Source organism: Pseudomonas bharatica CSV86 (assembly GCF_000319305.2).
GTDB lineage: Bacteria > Pseudomonadota > Gammaproteobacteria > Pseudomonadales > Pseudomonadaceae > Aquipseudomonas > Aquipseudomonas bharatica.
In genome coordinates, this window is the sequence record NZ_AMWJ02000001.1 from 339690 (window position 1) to 362321 (window position 22632).

A 22632-nucleotide genomic window follows, 5' to 3' on the forward strand; every position below is an offset into this window, starting at 1 on the left:
GTTCAGTCTGGTGGTGGCCAGCAAGGCCCTGGATGGCGGCGGCGCGGTAGCTGCAGCCGGTCGTGTAGGGCCTGCAGTTTGGGCAGGGCTTTCTGTTCACGCAGCAGCTGCCGGACGGCCGCGTCGAGTGCGCGGGCGCGCCAATCGAGGGCATAGAGATCGGCGATGCGCCGCAAGGCCTCGGCTGTCACTGGGCTCCAGGTCGTTGCTGCGGTAGGCCCAGAGTAGGCTCAGATATAGGGGCGTTTGGTTTTCCCCTCGCCGGGATCGAGTTGCCGCAGAGGGTGTTTCATCGGCATGCAGCACCTGGCGTTGGAGCAATAAGGCGCGCAGCCGATCCACCAGGGGCTCAAGGCCACGCCGTAGCGCCCGACTCACTCGGCGAGGGCCGAACGGGCAGGGTGACGCCGTCACGGGCAGCGATCTGTTCGAGGCGGTAGAGCGGCAGGCGGTCAGGTCAGGGGCGGCCATGCCGCCTTCGATCACTGCCGGCGGAACCGGCGCGGCGCTGATGCTTTCGCACGGGCGGCAGGCTTATTGCGGGCGACTGTGCCAGTGGACGAAGGACCTGGCCAGGATCAGGTCGAGCTGCTCGCTGATGTCTTCGCCGATCTTGACCAGCGCGGCGCTGCATTCGGCGGCATGGAACTAGCGAAAACGGCCTTGATGCAGACGGCGCTGACCCAACCACACACCGGTGCCGTCCTACTGCGACAGCTTGAGCCGGGAGCCGTGCCGATTGCGAAAGGCATAGGTCGTGCCATCGCAGGGTGGTCACCCGAGGGCCTGCTGAAGGTGCACCAAAGCCCGTCGATCCTCAAGCGCATGTCGATCGGTCGGCCACCAGCCAAACCTGGGCCGGCATTCGCGTCAGGCCATCCCCCGCAGCAATCCGGCCAACCAGCTTGCATCGACGTCCGCCGGCAACGCCAACCGCCAGCCACTGGCATGCCTGCAGCAGCCACACCCCGGCCACTGCCACGGGCACCAGGGTAAGCGGCGTGGCCGCCCGCTTGCTGCGCCTGATCCAGTAGGCCAGTGCCTCGGGTTTGAGCGCATGCTACTGGCAATAAGCAACTGCGTCAGCCCGCTGTCCTGCCAGGCCTGAACATGCCGAGCCCAGGACTCGCGGCGCGCGTGCATCGTTTCCATATAAATCCCCTACTGGAAAAGCACAGGATGCAGGGCGGGGTGTTCGAGCAAAGGGGGGGCGCTTACTGTCGATACGCGGCGGCAGCCGCAAGACCGTCGCCGCGAGCAGCCTGTCCAGCACGCTCGAATACATGGATGAAAAGCGCATGCAGGCTGATACCGGTAGTTTGCGAAACGGCGCGGAGGATCAGCGCGGAGCTGGGCAGCAGCCAGGGTAGTTGGCTGCATGCCGAGAAGATCGGTGGCTTTTGCTGCCTGGTGGGTTCCGCGCGTTCGAGATTCGGGTTAATGAGATGGTCATCCCCACCCTCCGAGGGCACACTTTCGCAGGGTGTTTTATTTCGGAGGCCATCATCACGAGCGCAGTTGCACTGGTAGGGATTGATCCGGGCAAGCAAAGCTTTCATCTACACGGAAAAGACGGCTCTGGCCGGAAGATCTTTCGCACGAAAGCGACACGCCAGCAAATGATGCGATTGCTTGGCATCCTGCCGGCTTGCACGGTGGTGATGAAGCCTGCGCCGGAGCGCACTTCATGGCGCGCCAACCGACGGCGCTCGGGCATGAAGTGAAATTGATCTCGCCGCAGTTCGTGCGTCCTTTCGTCAAGGGCAACAAGAACGACTTCATTGATGCCGAAGCGATCTGGGAAGCCGCCTCGCGGCCCAGCATGCGCTTCGTCTCGCCCAAGACCGAGGCCCGGCAAACGCTCTCGGTATTGCACCGGATGCGTGATTCGCTGGTGCGTGATCGTACCAAGACGGCCAACCAGGCCCACGGTTTCCTGCTGGAGTTCGGCATCAGCCTGCCCAAGGGACTATCGCTGGTCAGACGACTGCCGAGCACGTTGGATGAGCATGAGCTGCCGCCTCGGCTGGTCGTACTCCTAACGCGCCTGCATCAGCATTCACGCTGTCTGGACGGACAGATCAAGGCACCGGACAAGGAAATGACCACCCAGCTTGAGGAAGATGACCTGGGGAGCCGCTTGCTGACGATTCCCTGTGTCGGCCCGATCACAGCCAGCCTGTTATCGGCCGAAATGGGCGATGGCAAGCAGTATGGCGGCAGCCGTGATTTCGCGGCATCGGTGGGGCTGGTACCCCGCCAGCACAGCACCGGCGGTCGAGCCAATTTGCTGGGTATCAGCAAACGAGGGAGACAAGTATCTGCGGCGGCTTTTAGTGCAGTGCGCCCGGGTCTACCTGCAGCGCCTGGAGCATCAGCAGGGTGCCTTGGCCCACTGGGTCCGCTCGCTACGGCAGCGACGCCATGCGAACATGGTGGTGCGCGCCCTGGCCAACAAGTTCTCCCGAGTCGCCTGGGCGTTCGCCGCCAACCACTCGGAATTCGAAGCAGGGCCAGTCGTCTACGCCGCCTGACCCGGCCATTCAGCTGTACCACGGAACACCCTTCCAGGTTTTGCGATGCTGAACAACCGATGACGTGAACGGCCACCGACCTGGTGAACAACCTGACATAAAAATCGGCTTTCGAAGCCGCCGGCTTTTCAGGATCACCAGGCGCGACTCTCATCGTGGCGCGGGGCATGCCCCAACGAGACGCTGGATAGATTTAGGCAAGCCATACAATCATCGCTGGTCAGTATTGCAGAAACGGGATGACCATAAATTTTTTCTTCAAAAAATCTCTTGCAGCACCCATCAGGCGGCGACAGCCGCCACCACCCTCACTCAAGACGCCAGAATCTTCCCCGGATTCATGATCCCGTGCGGATCGATCGCGCGCTTCACCGTCGCGATCAAGGACAGCTCCGCCGGATTGCGGCTGTAGTGCAACCACGGCCGCTTGTGCAGCCCAATGCCGTGCTCGGCCGAGACCGATCCCGACAGGCTGCGCACGATAGCGTAGAATGCAGCCTCGATGCGCTGTTCGGTCTTGCGGTCGTCAGTCGGCAGCGAACCCACCATGATATGCACGTTGCCGTCGCCGACGTGGCCGAAGTAGATCGCCCGAACGCCGGGGAAATCGCGCGCCAGCGCCTCGCGCATCCGGGCCACGCATTCCTCGATGCCCGAGATGGGCGCGGACACGTCGAAGTTGATGGTGGGCGCGAAGGTGCGCAGCATCTCGGAGATGGCATCGCGCAGTTCCCAGAAGGCTTGGGTCTGCGTGTGAGATTGGGCCACGGCGGCGTCGGCGATCCAGCCTTCGGCCAGCGCGTGTTCCAACATCGCCTCGAAGCGCGCCGCATCCTCTTCGGGTGCGGCCGCCTGCAGGTCCAGCAGCACGTATAGCGGATACGTGGCCGGCAGCGGCGCGGCGATGCCGCCGGCGGTTGTGGCCGCGGCATAGTAGTCCTGCCACATCATCTCGAATGCGCTGACCCGGCCGCCCAGGAGGTGCTGCGCATGGCGCAGCAGCTTGATGGCCGAGCCGAAATCGGGCGCGGCTACCAACGCGGTATTGGCACCCGAGACGCCCGGATGCAGGCGGAGCACGGCCTGCGTGATGATGCCCAGCGTGCCCTCGGTGCCGATGAACAGATGCTTCAGATCGGGGCCGGCATTGTTCTTGACCATCTTGTTCATCATGGACAGCACGGTTCCGTCGGGCAGCACGGCTTCCAGTCCCAGCACCAGGTCGCGCGCCATGCCGTAGCGGATCACGCGGTTGCCGCCCGCATTGGTGGCGATGTTGCCGCCGATCTGGCAGGAGCCGCGCGCGCCCAGGTCCAGCGCGAACAGAAAGCCCGCCGCCTGCGCGGCTTCCTGAACGACCTGCAGCGGCGTGCCGGCCAGGACGGTCATGGTGGCTGAGGCAGGGTCCAGTTCGACCACGCCGGACATGCGCTCCAGTGAAACGAGCACGCAGCCTTCTATCGGCGTGGCACCGCCGGCCAGGCCGGTCAGCCCGCCCTGCGGCACCACCGGGCAGCGTCCTGCATGGCATAATGACAGCACGCGCGCAATTTCGGCGGTGTCGTGCGGGCGCACCAAGGCCAGCGGCCTGCCGCCTTCCTCGCCGCTCCAGTCGTTCAGGTACCGGGCCTCGATGTCGGCGCCCGCCAGCACTTCGCCGATGCTGGCGTCGGCGCGCAGCGCGGCCAGAATTCGTTTAGGGTTCCAGGGCCCGGACGCCGGTTCCGATGCAGTGATGTTCATGAAGAGACTCCTCTTCCAGTTTATGGAACGGCCAGCGTGTCCAGCCTTTATGATGGGCGGCCGCGGATTCTGGGGAAAGAGCGAGTTACTAACCCGAAATTTTGTATCCGGACAGTCAAAAAGTTTTCCGATAAATATCCGTGAAACCCATAACACGCTGATGCTTTTGTGTTTTTATGATGTCAGACAATACCCCGTAATATCATTGCGATGTTCGAATACTTTGTTCCTCATTAGTAACAGGCGAGGAAGTGGGTAGATTGGCAGTCGCTAAACATCCCAACCCCCACACCCTGCTGTCGCCATGCAGCGGCCAGGCGATTCGCCCATTCTTCGAGTGGCTCGGTGAGCACTGCCAGCATATCGAGGCGGTCGCCATGGACATGAACACCGCTTTCGACCTGGAAGTGCAGCGGCACTGCCCTCAAGCCGACGTGGCCTACGACCTGTTCCATGGGGTGGCGCGCTACGGTCGTGAGGTGATCGACCATAGTCGCGTCGACCAGGCCAACCTCCTGCGCGATAACAAAACAGCGCGCAAGGTGGTGGTCAAGCGCAGCCGCTGGCTGCTGCTGCGCAACGCTGAGAACCTCAAGGACGGCCAAGCCGTGCAGTTGCAGGAATTGCTCGCCGCCAACCAGCCATTGGCCCACGGTCTATCTGCCACCGCCAAACTGAACGGGCTTGCCGACCTAGCATCCATCGGCTGATCTGTTTCTCGCTCCGCTTATTACCGAAACCGCCTAAAGAGATCAGAAGGCCAGTCAATGCTGCTGATTTCCTTCTGGAAGCCAGCCGCATGATGCGTTCGGGCGCGAAAGTCGAAATCTACCTCTACCCCAAACTGGATGCCTCATGATGCCCTATGGCCGCCAAGCCTGCTGCCGCGCAGGCTTCGTCCTGCCCCTCGTCGGCCCCAGAGACGCCGATGCCGCCGATGCATTCACCATCGAGTAGGATCGGCAGGCCCCCGCCGAACACCACCAGCCGCTCGCGTCTCGGCAGGCCGATGCGCAGGCGCGGGTTGTCACCCAGCACGTCGAGCCAGTCGCGGGTGGGGAAGCCGAAGCTCACGGCGGTGTACGCCTTGTCTTCGGCAATTTCCCGTGAATGTAGAAAGGCGCCGTTCATGCGCAGATAGGCCAACGGCAGGCCGGAGTGGTCAACCACACAGACGTTAATGCGCACGCCTAGCTTCTCTGCATGTGCCACGGCCGCACGGGTGGCGGCATAGGCGGCTTCCCAGTGCAGCGAGCGTTGATTCGTTGTTCTCATGTGCCGGACTCTGTGCAGGAGGAGGCAGGCTCATCGACCAATGGCCTTGGCGCTCTCGCCGCCGATGCCGAAGTGGACCTTGGGCATCTCGGTGATGATCACCCGCACGCTGGCCAGCGGCGCGTCCAGCGAGCGCGAGATGGCCTGGCTGACCTCGCGGATCAGCGACTCCTTCTGCTCGTCGCTGCGGCCTTCGAGGATATGGATCTGGGCAATAGGCATGGTGTGTCTCCTGAAGAAGAGGCCGCCCGTGCAGGGCGGCCGAATGGCTCAGATGAAGCGCGCGGAGACGCTGCCAAGCCCCTGATAGCGCACGGTGATGTTGTCGCCCGGCTCCACCGATACCGCAGCCGTGATGCCACCGGTCATGATGAATGTGCCGGCCGGTATGTGTTCGCCGCGCTCTGCCAGCAGGTTGGCGAGCATCGCCACGCTGGACAGCGGATGGCCGAGCACTGCGGCGCCGGCACCAAGTTCTACCACCTCACCGTTCTTCTCCATCACCACGCCGAGGGTGCGCAGGTCGACGTCTTCCAGATTGGCCATCTGGCCGCCGGTGATGAAACGCGTCGAGGAGGCGTTGTCGGCCACCACGCTGATCAGGTCGAACTTGAAGTTCTCGTAGCGCGAGTCGATCACCTCGACGGTGGGGATCACGTAGTCGACCGCTGCAATCACGTCACCGATGTGGCAACCGGGGCCTTGCAGCGGCGCCTTGGTGACCACCGAGATTTCCGCCTCGATCTTCGGATGGATCAGCTTGGAGCAATCCACCACGCCACCATCGGGCACGCTGAAGTAGTCGGCGAGAAAGCCGTAGATCGGCGTCTCCACGCCCATCTGCGCCATCTTCGCCCAAGAGGTCAGGCCCATCTTCAGGCCGACGATCTTGTTGCCGCGCGCCTCCTTGCGGCGGCGGATTTCCCACTGGATGTCGTAGGCATCGGCGAAGGTCATCTCGGGATAATCGTTGGTGACCTTGTGAATATCGTGCGCCTGCAATTCGGCGTTCTCGATGTGCTCGGCCAGGGCCAGCACCTGCTCGCGGTTGAGGGTACGGTTCATGCGCTCACCTTCTGGTTCTGGCGGGCCCGGGACATATCCAGGGCGAGGTCTTCGATCATGTCTTCCTGGCCGCCGACGGTGCCGCGGCGCCCCAGCTCGACCAGAATGTCGCGGGCCGGTACGCCGTATTTCTTCTCGGCGCGCTGGGCAAACAACAGGAACGAGCTGTATACGCCGGCATAGCCCAGGGTCAGCGCATCGCGGTCGACGCGGATCGGCTGGTCCATCATTGGCACGACGATGTCTTCGGCCACATCCATGATCTTGTAGAGGTCGATGCCGGTTTCCACGCCCATGCGCTTGCACACCGCGACGAAGACTTCCAGCGGGGTGTTGCCGGCACCGGCGCCGAGGCCGGCGACCGAGCCGTCGATACGCGAGGCGCCAGCTTCGATGGCGGCCAGCGAGTTGGCGATGGCCATGCCCATGTTGTGGTGGCCGTGGAAGCCGATCTCGGTGGCGGGGTTCAGCTCGGCGCGCAGCAGGCCGATCTTCTCGCTGACCTCATCGGGCAGCATGTAGCCGGCCGAGTCGGTGCAGTAGATGCAGTTAGCGCCGTAGCTTTCCATCAGCCTGGCCTGCTCGAGCACTTTTTCCGCGCTGATCATGTGCGCCATCATCAGAAAGCCGACGGTATCGGCGCCCAGCTTGCGCGACATGCCGATGTGCTGCTCGGAGACGTCGGCCTCGGTGCAATGCGTGGCCACACGAATGGTGGAGACGCCACAGTCGAGCGCCATCTTCAGGTGGTCGACCGTGCCGATGCCCGGCAGCAGCAGGGCGGATACCTTGGCCTGCTTGAGGCGCGGGATTACCGCACGCAGGTATTCCTCGTCGCTGTGCGCGGGGAAGCCGTAGTTGATCGAGCGACCGCCGAGGCCGTCGCCGTGGGTGATCTCGATCAGCGGCATGCCGGCGGCGTCGAGGCCGGTGGCGACCGCGATCATCTGCTCGAGGCTGATCTGGTGGCGCTTGGCGTGCATGCCGTCGCGCAGGCTCATGTCGTGCAGGGTGACGTTCTTGCCTTGCAGATTCATGGTGCTACTCCTCAGGCCAGTGCCGCTTCACGACGTGGCAGTTGAATGGTGCCGCTGGCGATTTCCTCGGCGAACATCTCGCCAGTACGCAGCGCTGCGGCGGTCATGATGTCGAGGTTGCCGGCGTACTTGGGCAGGTAGTCGCCCAGGCCCTCGACTTCCATGAAGATCGAGACGCGGTTGCCGTCGAATACCGGGCCGTTCTTCAGCCGGTAGCCGGGCACGTACTTCTGCACCTCGGCGATCATCGCGTGGACCGATGCGGTGATCGCATCCTGGTCCGGCTCGGTTTCGGTCAGACAGTGGATGGTGTCGCGCATCATCAGCGGCGGCTCGGCCGGGTTGACGACGATGATCGCCTTGCCTTCCTTGGCCCCGCCGACCTGCTCGATGGCGCCGGCCGTGGTGCGGGTGAACTCGTCGATGTTCTTGCGGGTGCCCGGGCCGATGGAGCGCGAGGACACGGTGGCGACGATCTCGCCGTAGGCCACCGGCTGCACGCGCGATACCGCGGCGACCATCGGGATGGTGGCCTGGCCACCACAGGTGACCATGTTGACGTTCATTTCCAGCGTGCCGACGTGCTGCTTGAGGTTCACCGGCGGCACGCAGTACGGGCCGATGGCGGCCGGGGTCAGGTCGACCATCAGCACGCCCAGCTCGTTGAGCTTGCGGCTGTTCTCGGCGTGTACATAGGCGGAGGTGGCATCGAAGGCGATGCGGATATCGTCGTCGAGCACGTGCGGCAGCAGGCCGTCGACGCCCGCGGCGGTGGTCTTCAGGCCGAACTCGTGGGCGCGCTTGAGGCCATCGGACTCGGGGTCGATGCCGACCATCCAGACCGGCTCGATCCATTCGGAGCGCAGCATCTTCATCACCAGGTCCGTGCCGATGTTGCCCGGGCCGATAATCGCCGCTTTCAGTTTCTTGCTCATCAGGCTGTCCTCGATCAGATGAAGCGCACGCTGGCGCTGCCGATGCCGCCGATATCGACGCGCATGAAATCACCGGCCTTGACCGGTTCCAGCGGAACCAGCGAGCCGGACAGGATCACTTCGCCGGCCTTCAGGCCGATGCCGAAGTGGCCGAGGGTGTTGGCCAGCCAGGCCACGCAGTTGACCGGCGAGCCGAGCGCAGCCGCTCCAGCGCCGGTGGAGAGCAGCTGGCCGTTCTTCTCGACCAGCATGCCGCAGGTGACCAGATCGACCTGGCGCGGTGAGACGGCCTGGTCGCCGAGCACGAACAGCCCGCAGGAGGCGTTGTCCGCGACGGTGTCCTGGATCTTGATCTTCCAGTCCTGGATGCGCGAATCGACCACTTCGAAGCAGGGGATCACGCATTCGGTGGCGGCCAGCACGTCGGCATTGGTCACGCCCGGACCCATCAGGTCCTTCTTGAGGATGAAGGCGATCTCGCCCTCGGCGCGTGGCTGGATCAGCTTCTCGCTGATCGGCATGGCTTCGCCGCTGTTGTAGACCATCGCGTCGGTGAGGTAGCCGAAGTCCGGCTGGTGCACGCCGAGCATGTTCTGCACGGCCTTGCTGGTGACGCCGATCTTCTTGCCGATCACCCGCTCGCCGGCCGCCAGGCGGCGTTCGAGCATGCGCAGGGAGATGTGGTAGGCGTCCTCGACGGTGATGTCGAAGCCGCGGCTGGTCAGCGGCGTGACGGTCTCGCGCTGGACCATCGCCTGGTAGAGCTCGTCGCCGAGCTGCTGGATCAATTCTGGATTCATGGCTGTGTTTCCTCTTGAGCCGCACGGTCCGCCTCGGCGAGGAAATCCTCGACCTGACGGGCAAAGCGGCTGGCGTGTTCGATCTGGGTCCAGTGGCCGCAATGGCCAAAGACGTGGAGTTGGGCGTTGGGAATCCACTGCGCGAGGGTCAGCGAAGCCTGCAGCGGGATGATCCGATCCTCGCGGCCATGGATGACCAGGGTTTCGTGGGGCAGGGCGCGGATATCGGCCTCGTTGCTGGCCAGATCGTCGACGCCGTTCTGCCGTGGCGGCGGGAACATCGCGGCGAACGACTCCTGGAAGCCCGGGCGGATGCTGGCCTGGTAGCGCAGCTCGGCCAGCTCGTCGTTGACCAGGGTGCGGTCGTAAGCGAACAGATCGAGCAGCCTGCGCATGTTGGCCAACGACGGCGTGTAGCCCCACGCCATTTCCAGCCCCTCGGTGATCGGAAAGGCCACCCCGACGCTGCCCATCAGCACCAGCCGGCGCACGCGCTCGGGGTGACGGATGGCCAATGCCAGCGCCAGTCCACCGCCGAACGAGTTGCCGACGATGTCGGCCTGCTGGATGCCAAGGGCGTCGAGCACACCGATGGCATGCTCGACCCAGCGGGCCTGGCTGTAGCGTGCATCGGCCGGGCGCTCGCTGTAGCCGAAGCCGAGCATGTCCGGAGCGATCACCCGACGCGTCTGCGCCAGCTGCGGGATGATCCCGCGCCAGTTGGCCCAGGCGGTGACGCCCGGACCGGAGCCGTGGATCAGCAGCAGCGGACAACCTTCGCCCTGGTCATGCAGGTTGGTGCGGTAGCCGGCGGCGAGGATCTCGCGGCCGATTTCCGGGCTCTGCTGGGGTGCGTTCATGGTCTGGGTCCTCAGAGCTTCACGCAGATGTTCTTCAGCTCGGTGTAGAACTCCAGCGAGTGAACCCCGCCTTCGCGGCCGATGCCCGACTGCTTGGCGCCGCCGAAGGCGGTGCGCAGGTCGCGCAGGAACCAGCTGTTGACCCAGACGATGCCAGCCTCGATTTGCCCGGCGACGCGGTGTGCGCGCGAAGCGTTCTCGGTCCAGATCGCCGAAGCCAGGCCGTAGGGCAGGCTGTTGGCCAGCTCGATGGCTTCCGCTTCCGTGTCGAACGGGCGGATGTGGCAGCACGGGCCGAAGATTTCCTCGGTGACCACCGCCGAATCGTCGGTCAGGCCGGTCCAGATGGTCGGCTGCACCCAGGCGCCGCCGGCCAGGTGCGCCGGCATCTCCGGCACGCCGCCGCCGGTGACAACGGTGGCGCCGTCGTCGACTGCCTGCTGGTAGTAACTGAGGACTTTTTCACGGTGCTTGTGGCTGATCAGCGGGCCGAAATTGGCCTCTGGATCGTTCGGTTCGCCGATCTTCAACGCTTCGGCGCCGGCCTTCAGGCGGGCGACGAACGCGTCGAAGATCGGCCGCTCGACATACACCCGCTCGGTGCCCAGGCAGACTTGGCCGCAGTTGGCGAAGGCCGAGCGCAGGGTGCCCTCGATGGCCTTGTCCAGGTCACAGTCGGCGAAGACGATGCCGGCGTTCTTGCCGCCCAGCTCCAGCGACACCTGGCGCACGCCCTTGGCCGCGGCGCGCATGATGGTTTCGCCGGTGCCGGTCTCGCCGGTGAAGGTGTAGGCGTCGACGTCCGGGTGCTCGGTGAGGAAGGCCCCGGCCGAATCGCCGCCGAAACCGTGCACCACGTTGTACACGCCGGCCGGCACACCGGCGGCCTGCATCACCTCGCCGAGCAGGGTGGCGGTCAGCGGGGTTTCCTCGGATGGTTTGACCACCACGCAGTTGCCGCAGGCCAGGGCCGGGCCGACTTTCCAGGTCATCAGCAGCAGCGGCAGGTTCCACGGGCTGATCACGCCGATCACCCCCTTGGGCCGGCGCACGCCGTAGTTGAGTGCACCGGCGCCGTCCGGGGTGGCCATCTCGAAGGCTTCGGTCGGCACGTTCTTGATCAGGTCGGCGAACACCTTGAAATTGGCCGCGCCGCGCGGAATGTCGATGTGGCTGGCCAGGGATTTGGGCTTGCCGGTGTCCAGGCATTCGGCCTCGAGAAACTCATCGAAGCGCGCCGTGACGCCATCGGCCACGCGATGCAGAATCTCAGCGCGCTCGGCCACCGTCATCTTCCCCCATGGTCCCTTCAGCGCAGCGCGTGCCGCCCTGACCGCGGCGTCGACCTCGGCGCGGCCGGCCTCGTGCACGCGGCCGATCACCTGGCCATTGACCGGGTTGATGTCCTCGAAGGTGCGGCCGCTGGCCGAATCGACGAAGGCACCGTTAATGAAATGCTTGATCTCTTTCATCTGCGCAATCTCTGCAATAAGTCGAACCGAACCATCAGGTCAGCACGGTCATGAATCGTTCGTTGAGCACACGGTCGTGATAGAAGATCGCCTTGCCCAGGTCCTTAGCCAGCCAGGTCACCGGCTTGTGATCCGGATAGCTGTAGTTGCCGCCGCAGAACACCTCGCTGCGGTTACCGGACGGGTCGAAGAAGTAGATGGTCTTGCCGTGGGTCAGGCCATGACGGGTCGGGCCGATGTCGATAGAGGTGTCGGTCATGGAGATCAGGTCGGCGGCGCGAAGCACGTCTTCCCAGGTTTCGAGGTAGAAGGACACATGATGGAGGCGGCCTTTTTCCGGATGGTGAATGAAGGCCACGTCGTGGGCCTTGGTCGACAGACTGAGGAACTGGGCGACGCGCGTGCCATTTTCGTCCAGCACCTGTTCGGCCAGATAGAAGCCGAGCACCTTGGTGAACAGGTCATAGGTCGCCGGCAATTCGTCGCCATACAGTAGGCAATGATCGAAACGCACAGCCGCCATGCCTTTCAGATCGCGCGGCCATGCCTCGGGATTGACCTCATTCACACCCCACTTTCCAGTATATTCCTTGTCTGCATACAACTCGAAGTGATGCCCGGAGGGTGCCTGGAAGCGCACGCGCCGGCCACAACTGTTCAGCTCACCTGCGGGTAGCTGCTCAACGGCACAGCCATATGCCGTCAGATCCCGCTCCAGTTGCCGGAGAGCATCCTCATCCACAACCTTGAAACCCATAAAATCCATACCAGGTTCGTCGGCTTCGCGTAGCACCACGGAGAATTTGTCAACTTCGGTCCAAGCCTTGAGATAGACACGGCCCTGATCGTCACGGTCCATCTCGATCAGGCCCAGCAACTCGACGTAGTGTTCCAGGGCCTTGCTCATGTCCAGTACACGCAGCTGCACATGGCCGGGGCGCATTATACCTTTGTTCATGACGTCACCTTTTCTCTTTGTTGTGGGTCGACCGTATTTTCATAGCACGGCTTTGAATAACGCTCGATACATAGATCGCTACGGGCAAACAGTCGGCAGGCCAGGGCGTAGCCTTGTTCGCGGGCCTCTACCGGTACGTGCTTGCAGCTCATACGCCCGCATTCGTAATCACCGGTCAGCACCCGCACCTTACACAGGCCGCACCCGCCGCCGCGACAGCCAACTGGTAGGCAGTGCTTGTTCTGGGCCTCCATAGCACGAAGCACTGACTGCTGCGGCTGGCAGACGAAGCTCTCCCCATCAGGCCGTACAGTGATTTCAAAGACCGTTGGCATCCCGCCTCCGTCGACATGTGCGTCAGTGGGCACCGCTGCAGGACCTCCAAATACAAGTCCTGACCAGTTTGGCGATCGCTAGGGAAGTATTGATTGTCATCGCGGGAGCGCTGATTATTAAGGTGTAACGGAACGAACTCTTGTTATTGGTTTGCATTGTTCTCTCTAGCGATGCTCTTTGGCGCAGCATGTATGAAATCCTAATGGGTTACCGTGGTATCTGCGGTCCACTGGCACCAATGCGGTGGCTGCCTGTGCTTAGATCAGAATCTAACTATATTTACAGATCCAACGGCTCCCATGGGCGTCGGCCTAGCGGCTGAAACAAAGTGATATTTTGCACCTAGCACTAAACGCAAGCCTATGTGCATCACGTAACCCGTTCGCAGAAAACACTTCAATTACTCGCCTTCGAAACCTTAGCCACTATCGACACGGCCTCTTACCCTTGACGCAGCGCAATTTGCTCATGCGCCTCCCAGCCCATGCGCAGTCGGGCCTCAGCCACATCGGCATCGAGATCATGGTTCCATAGCCAGTCGAAACGAGTCGCCAGTATTTCCCCCACCAGCTGTTCGTCCGCACCTACAATGGGGTCGCGCAACTCGTATAACTCGCCGGTTTCCACAGTGGTTCGTTGCACACGACAGGCATGAGGGCGGCGCAGGTCGTCGTAAGCTCCAAGCAGCTCGGGGAGGTTGCCTGTTTCGGTCCGACTATCGCCCAACAGCCGGGCGAGGAAATAGGCGTCCTCAAGCCCTTGCCCTGCACCGGCCCCTTGGTGCGGCAGCATGGCGTGCGCTGCGTCGCCGATCAGGGCAACCCGACCGTGTACGTAGCCTGGCAGTTCCGGCAGGTCATGCAGTGCCCAGAGAGTTGGCGCCGGGATGCACTCCAGTAAGGCGCGCGGGGCATCGCCCCAGCCCGCGAACGCATCGAGCATCTCGCGCTGGCTCGCTTCCCGTACCCAGGGAGCGTCCGCGGGCCAAGTCGGTTCCGGCTGGCTACGGTCGGAGGTGAACGCTACCACGTTGACAATGCGGCCTTTTCTCACCGGGAAGGTAAGAATATGGCCATCGAGCCCTAAGTACATCTGCGGGACATCCACCAAGTGCTCGTCAATGCCCTTTATTCTAAAGGCTTCGCGCAGTTGCAGGCTATCTACCATGCCCCGGTATGCACAGGTACCGCTAAAACGTGGTTCTAGATGATCCAGCCCCTGACCTTCCAGCACATAGCTACGAAGCGCTGACTTAATGCCGTCGGCGCCGATTAGAAGATCGCAGCGGTACTCTGTGCCGTCGGCGAATAGCACTTGCAGTTCATCACCCTGCTGCTCGATTTGGGTGGCACGCTTCCTAAATTGGGCGATACCTTCTGGAAGGTGTCTTACTAGGGCGTCAAGGAAATCAGCCCGGTGTACAGAGGACTGACCTACGCCCGGCGCAATGGTGGCGCCTAGATAGCTAGCATCGCTACCGCGCCGCCATTCAAACCAAATATCCTCCCAAGGCTGCGGAGTCCGATCAGCAACCTGAAAGTAGGATTGACCCAAACCCAAACCGACAATGGCGCGCACTGCGTTAGGCCCGAAGGACACACCAGCACCGACTTCACCGAACGCCGGGGCAGCCTCGAATAGCTGCACATTAAGATGGGAGTGTTTGCACAAGCTCAATGCCAAGGCAAGGCCTGAAATTCCGCCGCCGACTATAGCGACGCGCAAGGCTGGTTTCTTAGCGTTCATGTCGTTCATGCAATACCTGTCATGACTTTATTATTGGGATATCTCCAACAGTAGCGAAGCCATAACTATTGATAAATACACTAATCCCTATATTATATATTCATAGTGAGAATGTCCGATGCTGCCGCTCTGGCAGGACCACGTCAACAGCATAGCGAGGCTCCATGGAACTGCATGACCTGGATTTAAACCTGCTGGTAGTATTCAACCAGTTGATGGTCGACAAGCGTGTCTCTATCGTCGCGCAAAGCCTAGGCCTAACCCAACCTGCCGTAAGCAACGCCCTGAAGCGCCTGCGCACCGCACTGCAGGACGAACTATTCGTGCGTACCCACCAAGGCATGGAGCCTACGCCCTATGCTGCACATTTAGCTGAGCCTATCGCCCATGCCATGCACAGTCTGCGCGAAGCGCTACATCACGAAGAGCGTTTCGATCCTTTAACCAGCGAGCGTACCTTCACCTTGGCCATGACCGACATTGGTGAGATATATTTCATGCCGCGGTTAATAGATGCGCTCACTCGTAAGGCCCCCCATTGCACAATCAGCACGGTACGCGGCAGCTCGGTGAGTTTGGGACAGTCGTTACTAGACGGTACAGTAGATTTGGCCGTAGGCCTGCTACCCAACCTACAGGCCGGCTTCTTACAGCGTCGGCTTCTCCATAACCGCTACGTGTGCTTGTGCCGTAAGAACCACCCGGCCACCAGAGAGCCACTGACCTTGGAGCGCTTCTGTGCCTACAGCCATATACGTGTCATCGCCGCCAGCACTGGCCACGGCGAAGTAGATTCCCATATGGCGCGAGCTGGCATCCGGCGGGACATTCGCCTAGAGGTTCCGCACTTCGTCGCCGTCGGCCATATCCTCCAGCATACGGAGCTACTCGCCACCGTACCTGAGCGCTTCGCTGACTGCTGTGTAGAGCCCTTCGGTTTGAGCGTGCTGCCAATCCCCATCGACCTACCAGAAATCCCCATTAACATGTTCTGGCACGCAAAATATCACAAGGACCTAGCCAACATCTGGTTGCGACAACTGATGTTCGAGCTGTTTTCGGATTGAGTGACAATCCGGGGTGATCGATACGTAAGCGTACGCCGAACTCACCTTGCGTGATTCAGGCAGGTACCCACTGATGCGGCAGCAGTTGGCCGATCTTACTGGCCCGCTGCGTAGGCAGTCGTGTCAGCACGTCCTTGAGATAGGCATACGGATCATGTCCGTTCATGCGGGCCGACTGGATCAGGCTCATGATCGCCGCCGCTCGTTTGCCGCTGCGTAGCGACCCGGCAAACAACCAGTTCGATGGACTTGCCCCTACCAAACCGGACACCAACTCCCCGTTGATGCTACTGCCAAGCGCCTGAATTCCCTCGGCGAGCGATATTTCAAAGCGCTGTGCGGATGCTGCTCGTTCTAATCAACATAAGCAGCCTCGACAAGGCCGCGACGTTAGCCCAGGTGGGTCAGTTTTACATCGGCCTTGACACATGCAGCTGCATACTTTCCCCTCAATATTCATGCCGGCGATGATATCTATACAAATTCGCTTATTTACTTATATAACAGCCTTCTCTATTTTTCACCCAACGGCATCATTAATGGGAGCGTGGTCAGAGCGGGCTCTCACGCCACGGCATGAGACGCTGCAACTCACCGCCCCTGTTAAGGAAACTCTGAAGAAGACTTCCTGATTTGGCAAAATGCCCAGACTCTCCACCCGCCCGAGTTTCCGATGAAGCAGATGACCTTCGCCGACGCCGAGTACGCCGGTAAGCGCAAGCAGACCCGCAAGGAATTGTTCCTGATCGAGATGGATCGGGTTGTGCCATGGAAGGGTTTGATTGCCTTGATCGAGCCGTATTACCCCAAGGGCGAAGGCGGCCGACCCGCCTATCCGCTGATGGCGATGCTGCGCGTACATCTGATGCAAAACTGGTTCGGCTACAGCGATCCGGCGATGGAGGAAGCGCTGTACGAGACCACCATCCTGCGTCAGTTCGCCGGGTTGAGACTGGAGCGCATTCCGGACGAGACCACCATCCTCAATTTCCGCCGGCTGCTGGAGAAGCGTGAGTTGGCGGCCGGTATCCTTGGCGTGATCAATGGCTACCTGGGAGATCGCGGCCTGTCGCTGCGCCAAGGCACCATCGTCGATGCCACGCTGATCAATGCGCCGAGTTCGACCAAGAACAAGGACGGCAAACGCGACCCGGAGATGCACCAGACCAAGAAGGGTAACCAATATTACTTCGGCATGAAGGCCCACATCGGAGTGGATGATGAGTCGGGTCTGGTACACAGCGTAGTCGGTACGCCAGCCAACGTGGCGGATGTCACTCAGGTCGACAAGTTACTGCACGGCGACGAAAACGTCGTTTGCGCCGATGCCGGCTACACGGGCGTCGAAAAGCGCTCCGAACATGAAGGCCGGGCGGTGATCTGGCAGGTCGCGGCACGCCGCAGCACTTACAAGAAGCTTGGCAAGAGCAGCCCGCTCTACAAAGCCAAGCGCAAGGTCGAGAAGGCCAAGGCGCAGGTGCGGGCGAAGGTCGAGCACCCGTTTCGGGTGATCAAGCGCCAGTTTGGTTACACCAAAGTTCGCTTTCGAGGGCTGGTGAAGAACACGGCGCAGTTAGTGACGCTGTTCGCCCTGTCGAACCTGTGGATGGCGCGCCGACATTTACTGGCGAATACAGGAGAGGTGCGCCTGTAATGTGGGAAATGGCCGGCGCGAGGTGCTCGCGGCGGCTAAAAATCCAGAAAAAATGGATGATTCGATCGTTTTTTAGACGAATCGCCGCTTTTAAAATTGGCAGGGCTGAAGTCAGCCAGAAATACGTGACTACTTCAGACCATCCTTATAAGAAAGAGATAATAATTATGAATGAAAAAGAAACCAATAAAATACGCCGCATTGCTGTGGTCGGTGGCGGCATCGGTGGCTTGACCTTTGCGATTGCGATGCGCCACCACGGTATCGACGTTGATATATACGAGCAAGCGGAGGAGTTGCGTGAGGTGGGTGCCGCGGTCGCATTATCCGCCAATGCCACGCGTTTTTATTATAACCACTGGGGTTTGGGCGAGGAGTTTGACGAGGCTGCGTTTGAAATCTCTGCTTTGATCTACCGGGACGGAAAGACTGGCCGTGAAATCGGCAGGCACGCCGGCGGGCTGGCGTATCGAGACCTTTTCGGCGGCCCATATCTCGGCATCCACCGGGCCGAGTTGCAACGAATCCTCTCCACCAAGGTGGGTATGGAACGCATCCACCTGAATAAACGCCTAGTAAATATCGATGACACTGGCGAACAGGTAGTGTTACATTTTAAGGATGGCAGCAAAGCGGAAGCCGATATAGTCATCGGTGCTGACGGGATGCGTTCCACCGTACGGAATTTGATGCTCGGCTATGAAGATTACATATACGCGGGGTACACAGCATTTCGTGGGATTGTTCCAATCGATAAAATACCGAGCATGCCTGATCCGACCGCTATTCAATTCTGGATGGGTGAGTCCGGCCACTGTCTTCACTACCCGATCGGCGGAGACAGAAAAGGAGACATCAATTTCTTTCTCGTAGAGCGCACTCCGACGACTTGGCCACTAAAACAGTCGACTGCGCCTACAGACGACGGTGAACAGCTACGCCTCTTCAAGGACTGGCATCCTGCTCTCGTCGAGATGATCGCTTCTAACACCTTGAAGACAGTAAATCAGCGATGGGGAATGGTTTATCGTATGACCCTTGGCCGCTGGAGCAAAGGTCGGGTAACGCTGCTCGGTGATGCTGCACATTCCCTAGTACCGCACCATGGACAGGGTGCCAACCAGTCGATCGAGGATGCCGTGGTCCTTGCTGACTGCATTGCCGCTGCGGGTTCCGCGTCGATTGCAGAAACCTTTGAACGTTACGAGCGACTGCGTCGTGGCCGGGCGCGCAAAGTTGTGTATGCGTCCGTGACCACTGGCGATATGTTGCACTTGCCACCGGGTGAAGAGAGGGATCGGCGCGATGCACGTCTTGCATCTCATGATGCCATGGTGCATCACCTCGATTGGATCCACGGCTTCGATGCTAGCGATCTCAACGAGCCGGATGAACGCCAGGGCGGCACCTGGTTGTGATGCGGGCTTTCTACGTCACCTCGGAATGTAATTTACCGTAGAAGACCTGTGGTGCAATGCTACTCACCTAAGCGGAGCAGCATTGCGATTAACCGGGAAGCGAGTTGTGGAAATCTTTACCATCCTGGGTCTTGATGGCCTAAGCCTCTTGGGGCACCTCTAAAAACACTCATCCGGACTGAGCCAGGATTCGAAAGTGCAGCTCCTTGGCATCCGAACGCCGACTTGGGCGCTCGCAGAGCATCGTGAATGGCCGGTTGCATCACGCAACCGGTGCCCGGTTCAGGTCATTTCCAGCAGGCTCGACACTATGACGACGTTTATATGAGGTTCACTTGTGTTAGCCGTACCCGCTCATCCCTAGCTAATCTCCGCCTTGATGCTGGCAGATTCAGTCTGGCCTCGCGGTTCGACCTACCGAAATATCGGCGGTAACATTGTCCCAGAGCTTCAGACCCGGCTGTTACCGGCCACGCCTGTCTGGGTAGGGAACGAGTGGTGGAACAGTCGGTTCCGTCGGGCGTTAACCTGCGGAACAGAAACCCATGCGACTTTCGGGTCGCACTGCCGAAGTAATATTGGTTACCCTTCTTGGTCTGGTGCATCTCCGGGTCGCGTTTGCCGTCCTTGTTCTTGGTCGAACTCGGCACATTGATCAGCGTGGCATCGACGATGGTGCCTTGGCGCAGCGACAGGCCGCGATCTCCCAGGTAGCCATTGATCATGCCAAGGATACCGGCCGCCAACTCATGCTTCTCCAGCAGCCGGCGGAAATTGAGGATGGTGGTCTCGTCAGGAATGCGCTCCAAGCTCAACCCGGCGAACTGACGCAGGATGGTGGTCTCGTACAGCGCTTCTTCCATCGCCGGATCGCTGTAGCCGAACCAGTTTTGCATCAGATGTACGCGCAGCATCGCCATCAGCGGATAGGCGGGTCGGCCGCCTTCGCCCTTGGGGTAATGCGGCTCGATCAAGGCAATCAAACCCTTCCATGGCACAACCCGATCCATCTCGATCAGGAACAATTCCTTGCGGGTCTGCTTGCGCTTACCGGCGTACTCGGCGTCGGCGAAAGTGATCTGTTTCATCGGAAACTCGGGCGGGTGGAGAGTCTGGGCATTTTGCCAAATCAGGAAGTCTTCTTCAGAGTTTCCTTAATGAGCTTCCCCCGTTGCCAACCAATGTGCAAGCGGGCTGCGCAAGATCACTGCCGGTCGTATCGATTGCGGCACTCGGCTTGATCGAGCGTCTCTACGTGCTGTCACCGGACCGCCTATCGCGAAAGTACGCGCACCAGGTTCTTCTCATCGAGGAACTGTCGGCGTTCGGCGTCGAGGTCGTGATTCCTCAATCACGCCATCGGCGCGACCCCGGAAGAGGCGCTGTTGCTGCAGATGCAGGGCATGATCGCTGAATACGAGCGCGCCAAGATCATGGAGCGCAATCGTCGCGGCAAGCTTCATGGCGCGAAGCGCGGCAGTGTCAATGTGCTCTCGACGGCGCCCTATGGGTGATCTGGCAGGTCGCGGCACGCCGCAATACTTACAAAAAGCTTGGCAAGAGCAGCCCGCTCTACAAAGCCAAGCGCAAGGTCGAGAAGGCCAAGGCGCAGGTGCGGGCCAAGGTCGAGCACCCGTTTCGGGTGATCAAGCGCCAGTTTGGTTAGTAAGCGCTCCATAAACCCCATCTTCAAACGAACCGATAGCCAGACGATGCTGCGCTCCTGATTTCTTTTCAGGAGCAGCTGCCATGATGCGTCCCGACGCCAAGGTGCAGAAGGTCTATCTCTATCCCAAGCCTGTCGACTTTCGTAAATCCATCAACGGCCTGGCGGCACTCGTCGAGTTGGATATAAAGGTGGAAGTGTTCAACCCGGTACTGTTCGTGTTCCTCAATCGCAGCCGCAACCAGGTGAAGATCCTCTATTGGGAGCGTAATGGTTTCTGCCTGTGGCTCAAACGCCTAGAGGCCGAGCGCTTCAAGACCAAGCCCGATGCCGGCGATGAGCCCATCGAGCTGACGGTCGACGAATTGAACTGGCTGCTCGACGGCATCGACCTCTGGCGAAACCGCCCTCATCAAGTCCTGACGCCGCGTTACGTGGCCTGAGCCGGTATAATCCACGGCCATGATTGCCGTGCCCGATACCCTTCCTGACGATCCCGACGCGCTCAAACAGTTGCTGTCGCAAGTGTTGCTGGCACGTCAATCTGATCTGAACAAAATCAGTCAACTTCAGGAACAGGTCGCTCTGCTGCGCCACAAACTGTTCTCGCCGAAGTCAGAGCGCAGCCCCGAGGATGCGCGACTCGCCGCAGTTGGCCATGTTCAACGAGGCCGAAGAGCTGGTCGAAGAGGGTGCTTGCACTGACGAGCCAGGCGGTGATGGAGCTGAGGCAGAAGAGGTTATGGTGCCGCTCAAGCGCCGTGGCAAGCGCAAGCCGCTGCCGGCCAAGCTACCGCGTATTGACGTCATTCACGAACTGCCCGAGCACGCGCTGACCTGCGAGTGCGGCTGCCGCAAGCAGGCCATCGGCGAAGAAACCAGCGAGCAGCTGGAGATCATCCCGATGCAGGTGCGGGTGATCCGCCATATCCGCAAGACCTATGCCTGCAAGGCCTGCGAAGCGGCACCGGTCACCGCCGACAAGCCAGCCCAGCTGATCGAGAAAAGCCTGGCCAGCCCCAGCGTGCTGGCGATGCTGCTGGCCACCAAGTACGCCGACGGCATCCCGCTGTACCGCTTCGAGAGGATGCTCAGCCGGCACGGCATCGACATCTCTCGCCAGACCCTGGCGCGCTGGGTAATCCAGTGCGGCGAACAGCTGCAACCCGTGATCAACCTGATGCGCGACCGGCTGCTCGACTACCCGGTGCTGCACTGCGACGAAACCCGGCTGCAGGTACTGCATGAGCCGGGTCGTGACCCCACCACGCAATCCTGGATGTGGGTGCAAAGCGGTGGGCCACCCGACAAACCGGTGATCCTGTTCGACTACTCATCCAGCCGTGCGCAGGAAGTACCGCTGCGCCTGCTCGCAGGCTACCGCGGCTACCTGATGACTGACGACTATGCCGGCTACAACGCCGTGGCCGCACAAGAGGGCATCGAACGCCTGGCCTGCTGGGCGCATGCGCGACGCAAGTTCGTCGAAGCACAGAAGGTGCAGCCCAAGGGCAAGACCGGGCGCGCCGACATCGTGCTGAACCTGATCAATAAGCTTTACGGCATCGAGCGTGAGCTGAAAGAAGCCGACGACAGCGGGCGCCTCGCCGCCCGCCAGCAGCGCAGCCGACCGATCATCGACCAACTTAAGACCTGGCTGGACAAGACCCAACCACAGGTCGCCGGACAGACCGCCCTGGGCAAGGCGGTGAACTACCTGGCCAGCAACTGGAGCCGCTTGGTGCGCTACCTCGAAGGCGGCCACCTGCCAATCGACAACAACCGCGCCGAGAACGCCATCCGCCCGTTCGTCATCGGCCGCAAGAACTGGCTGTTCAGCGACACCCCGAAAGGCGCCAGGGCCAGCGCGCAGATCTACAGCCTGATCGAAACCGCCAAGGCCAACGGCCAGGAACCTTACGCCTGGCTGCGCCACATCCTCGAACGCCTGCCGACCGCCAGCAGCGTAGACGACTGCGAAGCACTGCTGCCATGGAACTGCTCGCCAGCAACTGCATCCTGACTTGCGAACCTTGTTAGCGGTAGGTGGGTTTATGGAGCGCTTA

General features: G+C 61.0%; 19 protein-coding genes and 6 pseudogenes. 9 read left to right on the forward strand and 16 right to left on the reverse strand.

What is annotated here, in order from left to right; all coding sequences use genetic code 11:
* Positions 1 to 96 precede the first annotated feature (96 nt).
* Both CSV86_RS31575 and CSV86_RS33200 read right to left on the reverse strand, forming a co-directional pair.
* A complete protein-coding gene (locus tag CSV86_RS31575; protein ID WP_152028203.1) occupies positions 97 to 471 on the reverse strand; it encodes an IS66 family transposase in 375 nt (124 codons plus the stop codon).
* A gap of 63 nt (positions 472 to 534) precedes the next feature.
* Positions 535 to 621 carry a hypothetical protein gene (locus CSV86_RS33200; protein WP_376699742.1) on the reverse strand — a complete coding sequence of 29 codons (87 nt, stop codon included), beginning with the start codon at positions 619 to 621 and terminating at the stop codon, positions 535 to 537.
* An 884-nt stretch (positions 622 to 1505) separates the two neighbouring features.
* Between CSV86_RS33200 and CSV86_RS01585 the strand changes: the two are divergent.
* A pseudogene (locus tag CSV86_RS01585) lies at positions 1506 to 2534 on the forward strand (IS110 family RNA-guided transposase).
* Positions 2535 to 2846: 312 nt separating this feature from the next.
* Here the strand turns inward: CSV86_RS01585 and CSV86_RS01590 are convergent.
* The gene (locus tag CSV86_RS01590; RefSeq protein ID WP_009397186.1) at positions 2847 to 4277 is read right to left on the reverse strand and encodes an FAD-binding oxidoreductase; all 1431 of its coding nucleotides are present in this window, start codon (positions 4275 to 4277) and stop codon (positions 2847 to 2849) included.
* A 308-nt stretch (positions 4278 to 4585) separates the two neighbouring features.
* Here CSV86_RS01590 and CSV86_RS01595 point away from each other — a divergent pair.
* Positions 4586 to 4924: pseudogene (locus CSV86_RS01595) on the forward strand (ISL3 family transposase); the annotation flags it as partial.
* A gap of 187 nt (positions 4925 to 5111) precedes the next feature.
* Here CSV86_RS01595 and CSV86_RS01600 read toward each other — a convergent pair.
* The 11 genes from CSV86_RS01600 to salA all read right to left on the reverse strand — a co-directional run bounded on the left by CSV86_RS01600 (position 5112) and on the right by salA (position 14770).
* The gene (locus CSV86_RS01600; protein WP_003292104.1) at positions 5112 to 5552 is read right to left on the reverse strand and encodes a GlcG/HbpS family heme-binding protein; all 441 of its coding nucleotides are present in this window, start codon (positions 5550 to 5552) and stop codon (positions 5112 to 5114) included.
* 30 nt (positions 5553 to 5582) lie between these two features.
* Positions 5583 to 5819, reverse strand: a complete 237-nt coding sequence (gene thmT, locus CSV86_RS01605; RefSeq protein ID WP_370737501.1) for a 2-hydroxymuconate tautomerase — start codon at positions 5817 to 5819, stop codon at positions 5583 to 5585.
* A 3-nt stretch (positions 5820 to 5822) separates the two neighbouring features.
* Positions 5823 to 6617 (reverse strand): 2-oxo-3-hexenedioate decarboxylase, encoded by a 795-nt coding sequence (gene dmpH / locus CSV86_RS01610; protein WP_009397184.1) that lies wholly within the window; start codon positions 6615 to 6617, stop codon positions 5823 to 5825.
* Positions 6614 to 7654 (reverse strand): 4-hydroxy-2-oxovalerate aldolase, encoded by a 1041-nt coding sequence (gene dmpG / locus CSV86_RS01615; protein WP_009397183.1) that lies wholly within the window; start codon positions 7652 to 7654, stop codon positions 6614 to 6616. The genes dmpH and dmpG overlap by 4 nt, the downstream gene beginning before the upstream one ends.
* 11 nt (positions 7655 to 7665) lie before the next feature.
* Complete coding sequence (locus CSV86_RS01620) at positions 7666 to 8589, reverse strand: acetaldehyde dehydrogenase (acetylating) (RefSeq protein WP_009397182.1); 924 nt, start codon at positions 8587 to 8589, stop codon at positions 7666 to 7668.
* A 14-nt stretch (positions 8590 to 8603) separates the two neighbouring features.
* Positions 8604 to 9389 (reverse strand): 2-oxopent-4-enoate hydratase, encoded by a 786-nt coding sequence (dmpE, locus tag CSV86_RS01625; RefSeq protein ID WP_009397181.1) that lies wholly within the window; start codon positions 9387 to 9389, stop codon positions 8604 to 8606.
* Positions 9386 to 10249, reverse strand: a complete 864-nt coding sequence (locus CSV86_RS01630) for an alpha/beta fold hydrolase (RefSeq protein WP_009397180.1) — start codon at positions 10247 to 10249, stop codon at positions 9386 to 9388. The genes dmpE and CSV86_RS01630 overlap by 4 nt, the downstream gene beginning before the upstream one ends.
* Before the next feature lie 11 nt (positions 10250 to 10260).
* Positions 10261 to 11721: a 2-hydroxymuconic semialdehyde dehydrogenase gene (locus tag CSV86_RS01635; RefSeq protein WP_009397179.1), complete on the reverse strand. Its 1461-nt coding sequence runs from the start codon at positions 11719 to 11721 to the stop codon at positions 10261 to 10263.
* 34 nt (positions 11722 to 11755) lie between these two features.
* A complete protein-coding gene (locus tag CSV86_RS01640; RefSeq protein WP_009397178.1) occupies positions 11756 to 12679 on the reverse strand; it encodes a catechol 2,3-dioxygenase in 924 nt (307 codons plus the stop codon).
* A complete protein-coding gene (locus CSV86_RS01645) occupies positions 12676 to 13014 on the reverse strand; it encodes a 2Fe-2S iron-sulfur cluster binding domain-containing protein (protein WP_003292091.1) in 339 nt (112 codons plus the stop codon). Before CSV86_RS01645 ends, CSV86_RS01640 begins: the two co-directional genes overlap by 4 nt.
* 442 nt (positions 13015 to 13456) lie before the next feature.
* Entirely contained in the window at positions 13457 to 14770 is a 1314-nt protein-coding gene (gene salA, locus CSV86_RS01650; protein WP_009397177.1) for a salicylate 1-monooxygenase, read from the reverse strand.
* Positions 14771 to 14925: 155 nt separating this feature from the next.
* On the opposite strand from salA, the gene nahR reads away from it, so the two are divergent.
* Positions 14926 to 15828, forward strand: coding sequence for an HTH-type transcriptional activator NahR (gene nahR / locus CSV86_RS01655; RefSeq protein WP_003292087.1), 903 nt, complete (start codon positions 14926 to 14928; stop codon positions 15826 to 15828).
* A gap of 55 nt (positions 15829 to 15883) precedes the next feature.
* On the opposite strand, the pseudogene CSV86_RS01660 reads toward nahR, so the two are convergent.
* A pseudogene (locus CSV86_RS01660) lies at positions 15884 to 16072 on the reverse strand (transposase domain-containing protein); the annotation flags it as partial.
* A gap of 429 nt (positions 16073 to 16501) precedes the next feature.
* On the opposite strand from CSV86_RS01660, the gene CSV86_RS01665 reads away from it, so the two are divergent.
* Both CSV86_RS01665 and CSV86_RS01670 read left to right on the forward strand, forming a co-directional pair.
* A complete protein-coding gene (locus tag CSV86_RS01665) occupies positions 16502 to 17482 on the forward strand; it encodes an IS5-like element ISAch1 family transposase (protein WP_014819624.1) in 981 nt (326 codons plus the stop codon).
* The gene (locus CSV86_RS01670) at positions 17482 to 18900 is read left to right on the forward strand and encodes an FAD-dependent monooxygenase (RefSeq protein ID WP_003292084.1); all 1419 of its coding nucleotides are present in this window, start codon (positions 17482 to 17484) and stop codon (positions 18898 to 18900) included. The genes CSV86_RS01665 and CSV86_RS01670 overlap by 1 nt, the downstream gene beginning before the upstream one ends.
* Before the next feature lie 566 nt (positions 18901 to 19466).
* Here the strand turns inward: CSV86_RS01670 and CSV86_RS01675 are convergent.
* Positions 19467 to 19988: pseudogene (locus CSV86_RS01675) on the reverse strand (IS5 family transposase); the annotation flags it as partial.
* 315 nt (positions 19989 to 20303) lie between these two features.
* On the opposite strand from CSV86_RS01675, the gene CSV86_RS31580 reads away from it, so the two are divergent.
* From CSV86_RS31580 to tnpC, 4 genes and pseudogenes are all read left to right on the forward strand, one after another.
* Positions 20304 to 20414: a recombinase family protein gene (locus CSV86_RS31580; RefSeq protein WP_238537205.1), complete on the forward strand. Its 111-nt coding sequence runs from the start codon at positions 20304 to 20306 to the stop codon at positions 20412 to 20414.
* Positions 20411 to 20563 (forward strand): annotated as a pseudogene (locus CSV86_RS01685) (transposase); the annotation flags it as partial. The gene CSV86_RS31580 and the pseudogene CSV86_RS01685, both read left to right, overlap by 4 nt.
* Positions 20564 to 20649: 86 nt before the next feature.
* Entirely contained in the window at positions 20650 to 21009 is a 360-nt protein-coding gene (gene tnpB, locus CSV86_RS01690; RefSeq protein ID WP_003292067.1) for an IS66 family insertion sequence element accessory protein TnpB, read from the forward strand.
* Positions 21010 to 21028: 19 nt separating this feature from the next.
* A pseudogene (tnpC, locus tag CSV86_RS01695) lies at positions 21029 to 22589 on the forward strand (IS66 family transposase).
* The last annotated feature ends 43 nt before the right edge of the window (positions 22590 to 22632 follow it).

Bases quoted from the DNA above. Each gene is read 5' to 3' on its own strand.
- CSV86_RS31575 (WP_152028203.1), bottom strand. From the start codon at position 471: ATGGCCGCCCCTGACCTGACCGCCTGCCGCTCTACCGCCTCGAACAGA.
- salA (WP_009397177.1), bottom strand. From the start codon at position 14,770: ATGAACGACATGAACGCTAAGAAACCAGCCTTGCGCGTCGCTATAGTC.
- CSV86_RS01590 (WP_009397186.1), bottom strand. From the start codon at position 4,277: ATGAACATCACTGCATCGGAACCGGCGTCCGGGCCCTGGAACCCTAAA.
- tnpB (WP_003292067.1), top strand. From the start codon at position 20,650: ATGATGCGTCCCGACGCCAAGGTGCAGAAGGTCTATCTCTATCCCAAG.
- CSV86_RS01600 (WP_003292104.1), bottom strand. From the start codon at position 5,552: ATGAGAACAACGAATCAACGCTCGCTGCACTGGGAAGCCGCCTATGCC.
- CSV86_RS31580 (WP_238537205.1), top strand. From the start codon at position 20,304: ATGATCGCTGAATACGAGCGCGCCAAGATCATGGAGCGCAATCGTCGC.
- nahR (WP_003292087.1), top strand. From the start codon at position 14,926: ATGGAACTGCATGACCTGGATTTAAACCTGCTGGTAGTATTCAACCAG.
- dmpG (WP_009397183.1), bottom strand. From the start codon at position 7,654: ATGAATCTGCAAGGCAAGAACGTCACCCTGCACGACATGAGCCTGCGC.
- CSV86_RS01645 (WP_003292091.1), bottom strand. From the start codon at position 13,014: ATGCCAACGGTCTTTGAAATCACTGTACGGCCTGATGGGGAGAGCTTC.
- CSV86_RS01620 (WP_009397182.1), bottom strand. From the start codon at position 8,589: ATGAGCAAGAAACTGAAAGCGGCGATTATCGGCCCGGGCAACATCGGC.
- CSV86_RS01640 (WP_009397178.1), bottom strand. From the start codon at position 12,679: ATGAACAAAGGTATAATGCGCCCCGGCCATGTGCAGCTGCGTGTACTG.
- CSV86_RS01635 (WP_009397179.1), bottom strand. From the start codon at position 11,721: ATGAAAGAGATCAAGCATTTCATTAACGGTGCCTTCGTCGATTCGGCC.
- dmpE (WP_009397181.1), bottom strand. From the start codon at position 9,389: ATGAATCCAGAATTGATCCAGCAGCTCGGCGACGAGCTCTACCAGGCG.
- CSV86_RS01665 (WP_014819624.1), top strand. From the start codon at position 16,502: ATGAAGCAGATGACCTTCGCCGACGCCGAGTACGCCGGTAAGCGCAAG.
- CSV86_RS01630 (WP_009397180.1), bottom strand. From the start codon at position 10,249: ATGAACGCACCCCAGCAGAGCCCGGAAATCGGCCGCGAGATCCTCGCC.
- dmpH (WP_009397184.1), bottom strand. From the start codon at position 6,617: ATGAACCGTACCCTCAACCGCGAGCAGGTGCTGGCCCTGGCCGAGCAC.
- CSV86_RS01670 (WP_003292084.1), top strand. From the start codon at position 17,482: ATGTGGGAAATGGCCGGCGCGAGGTGCTCGCGGCGGCTAAAAATCCAG.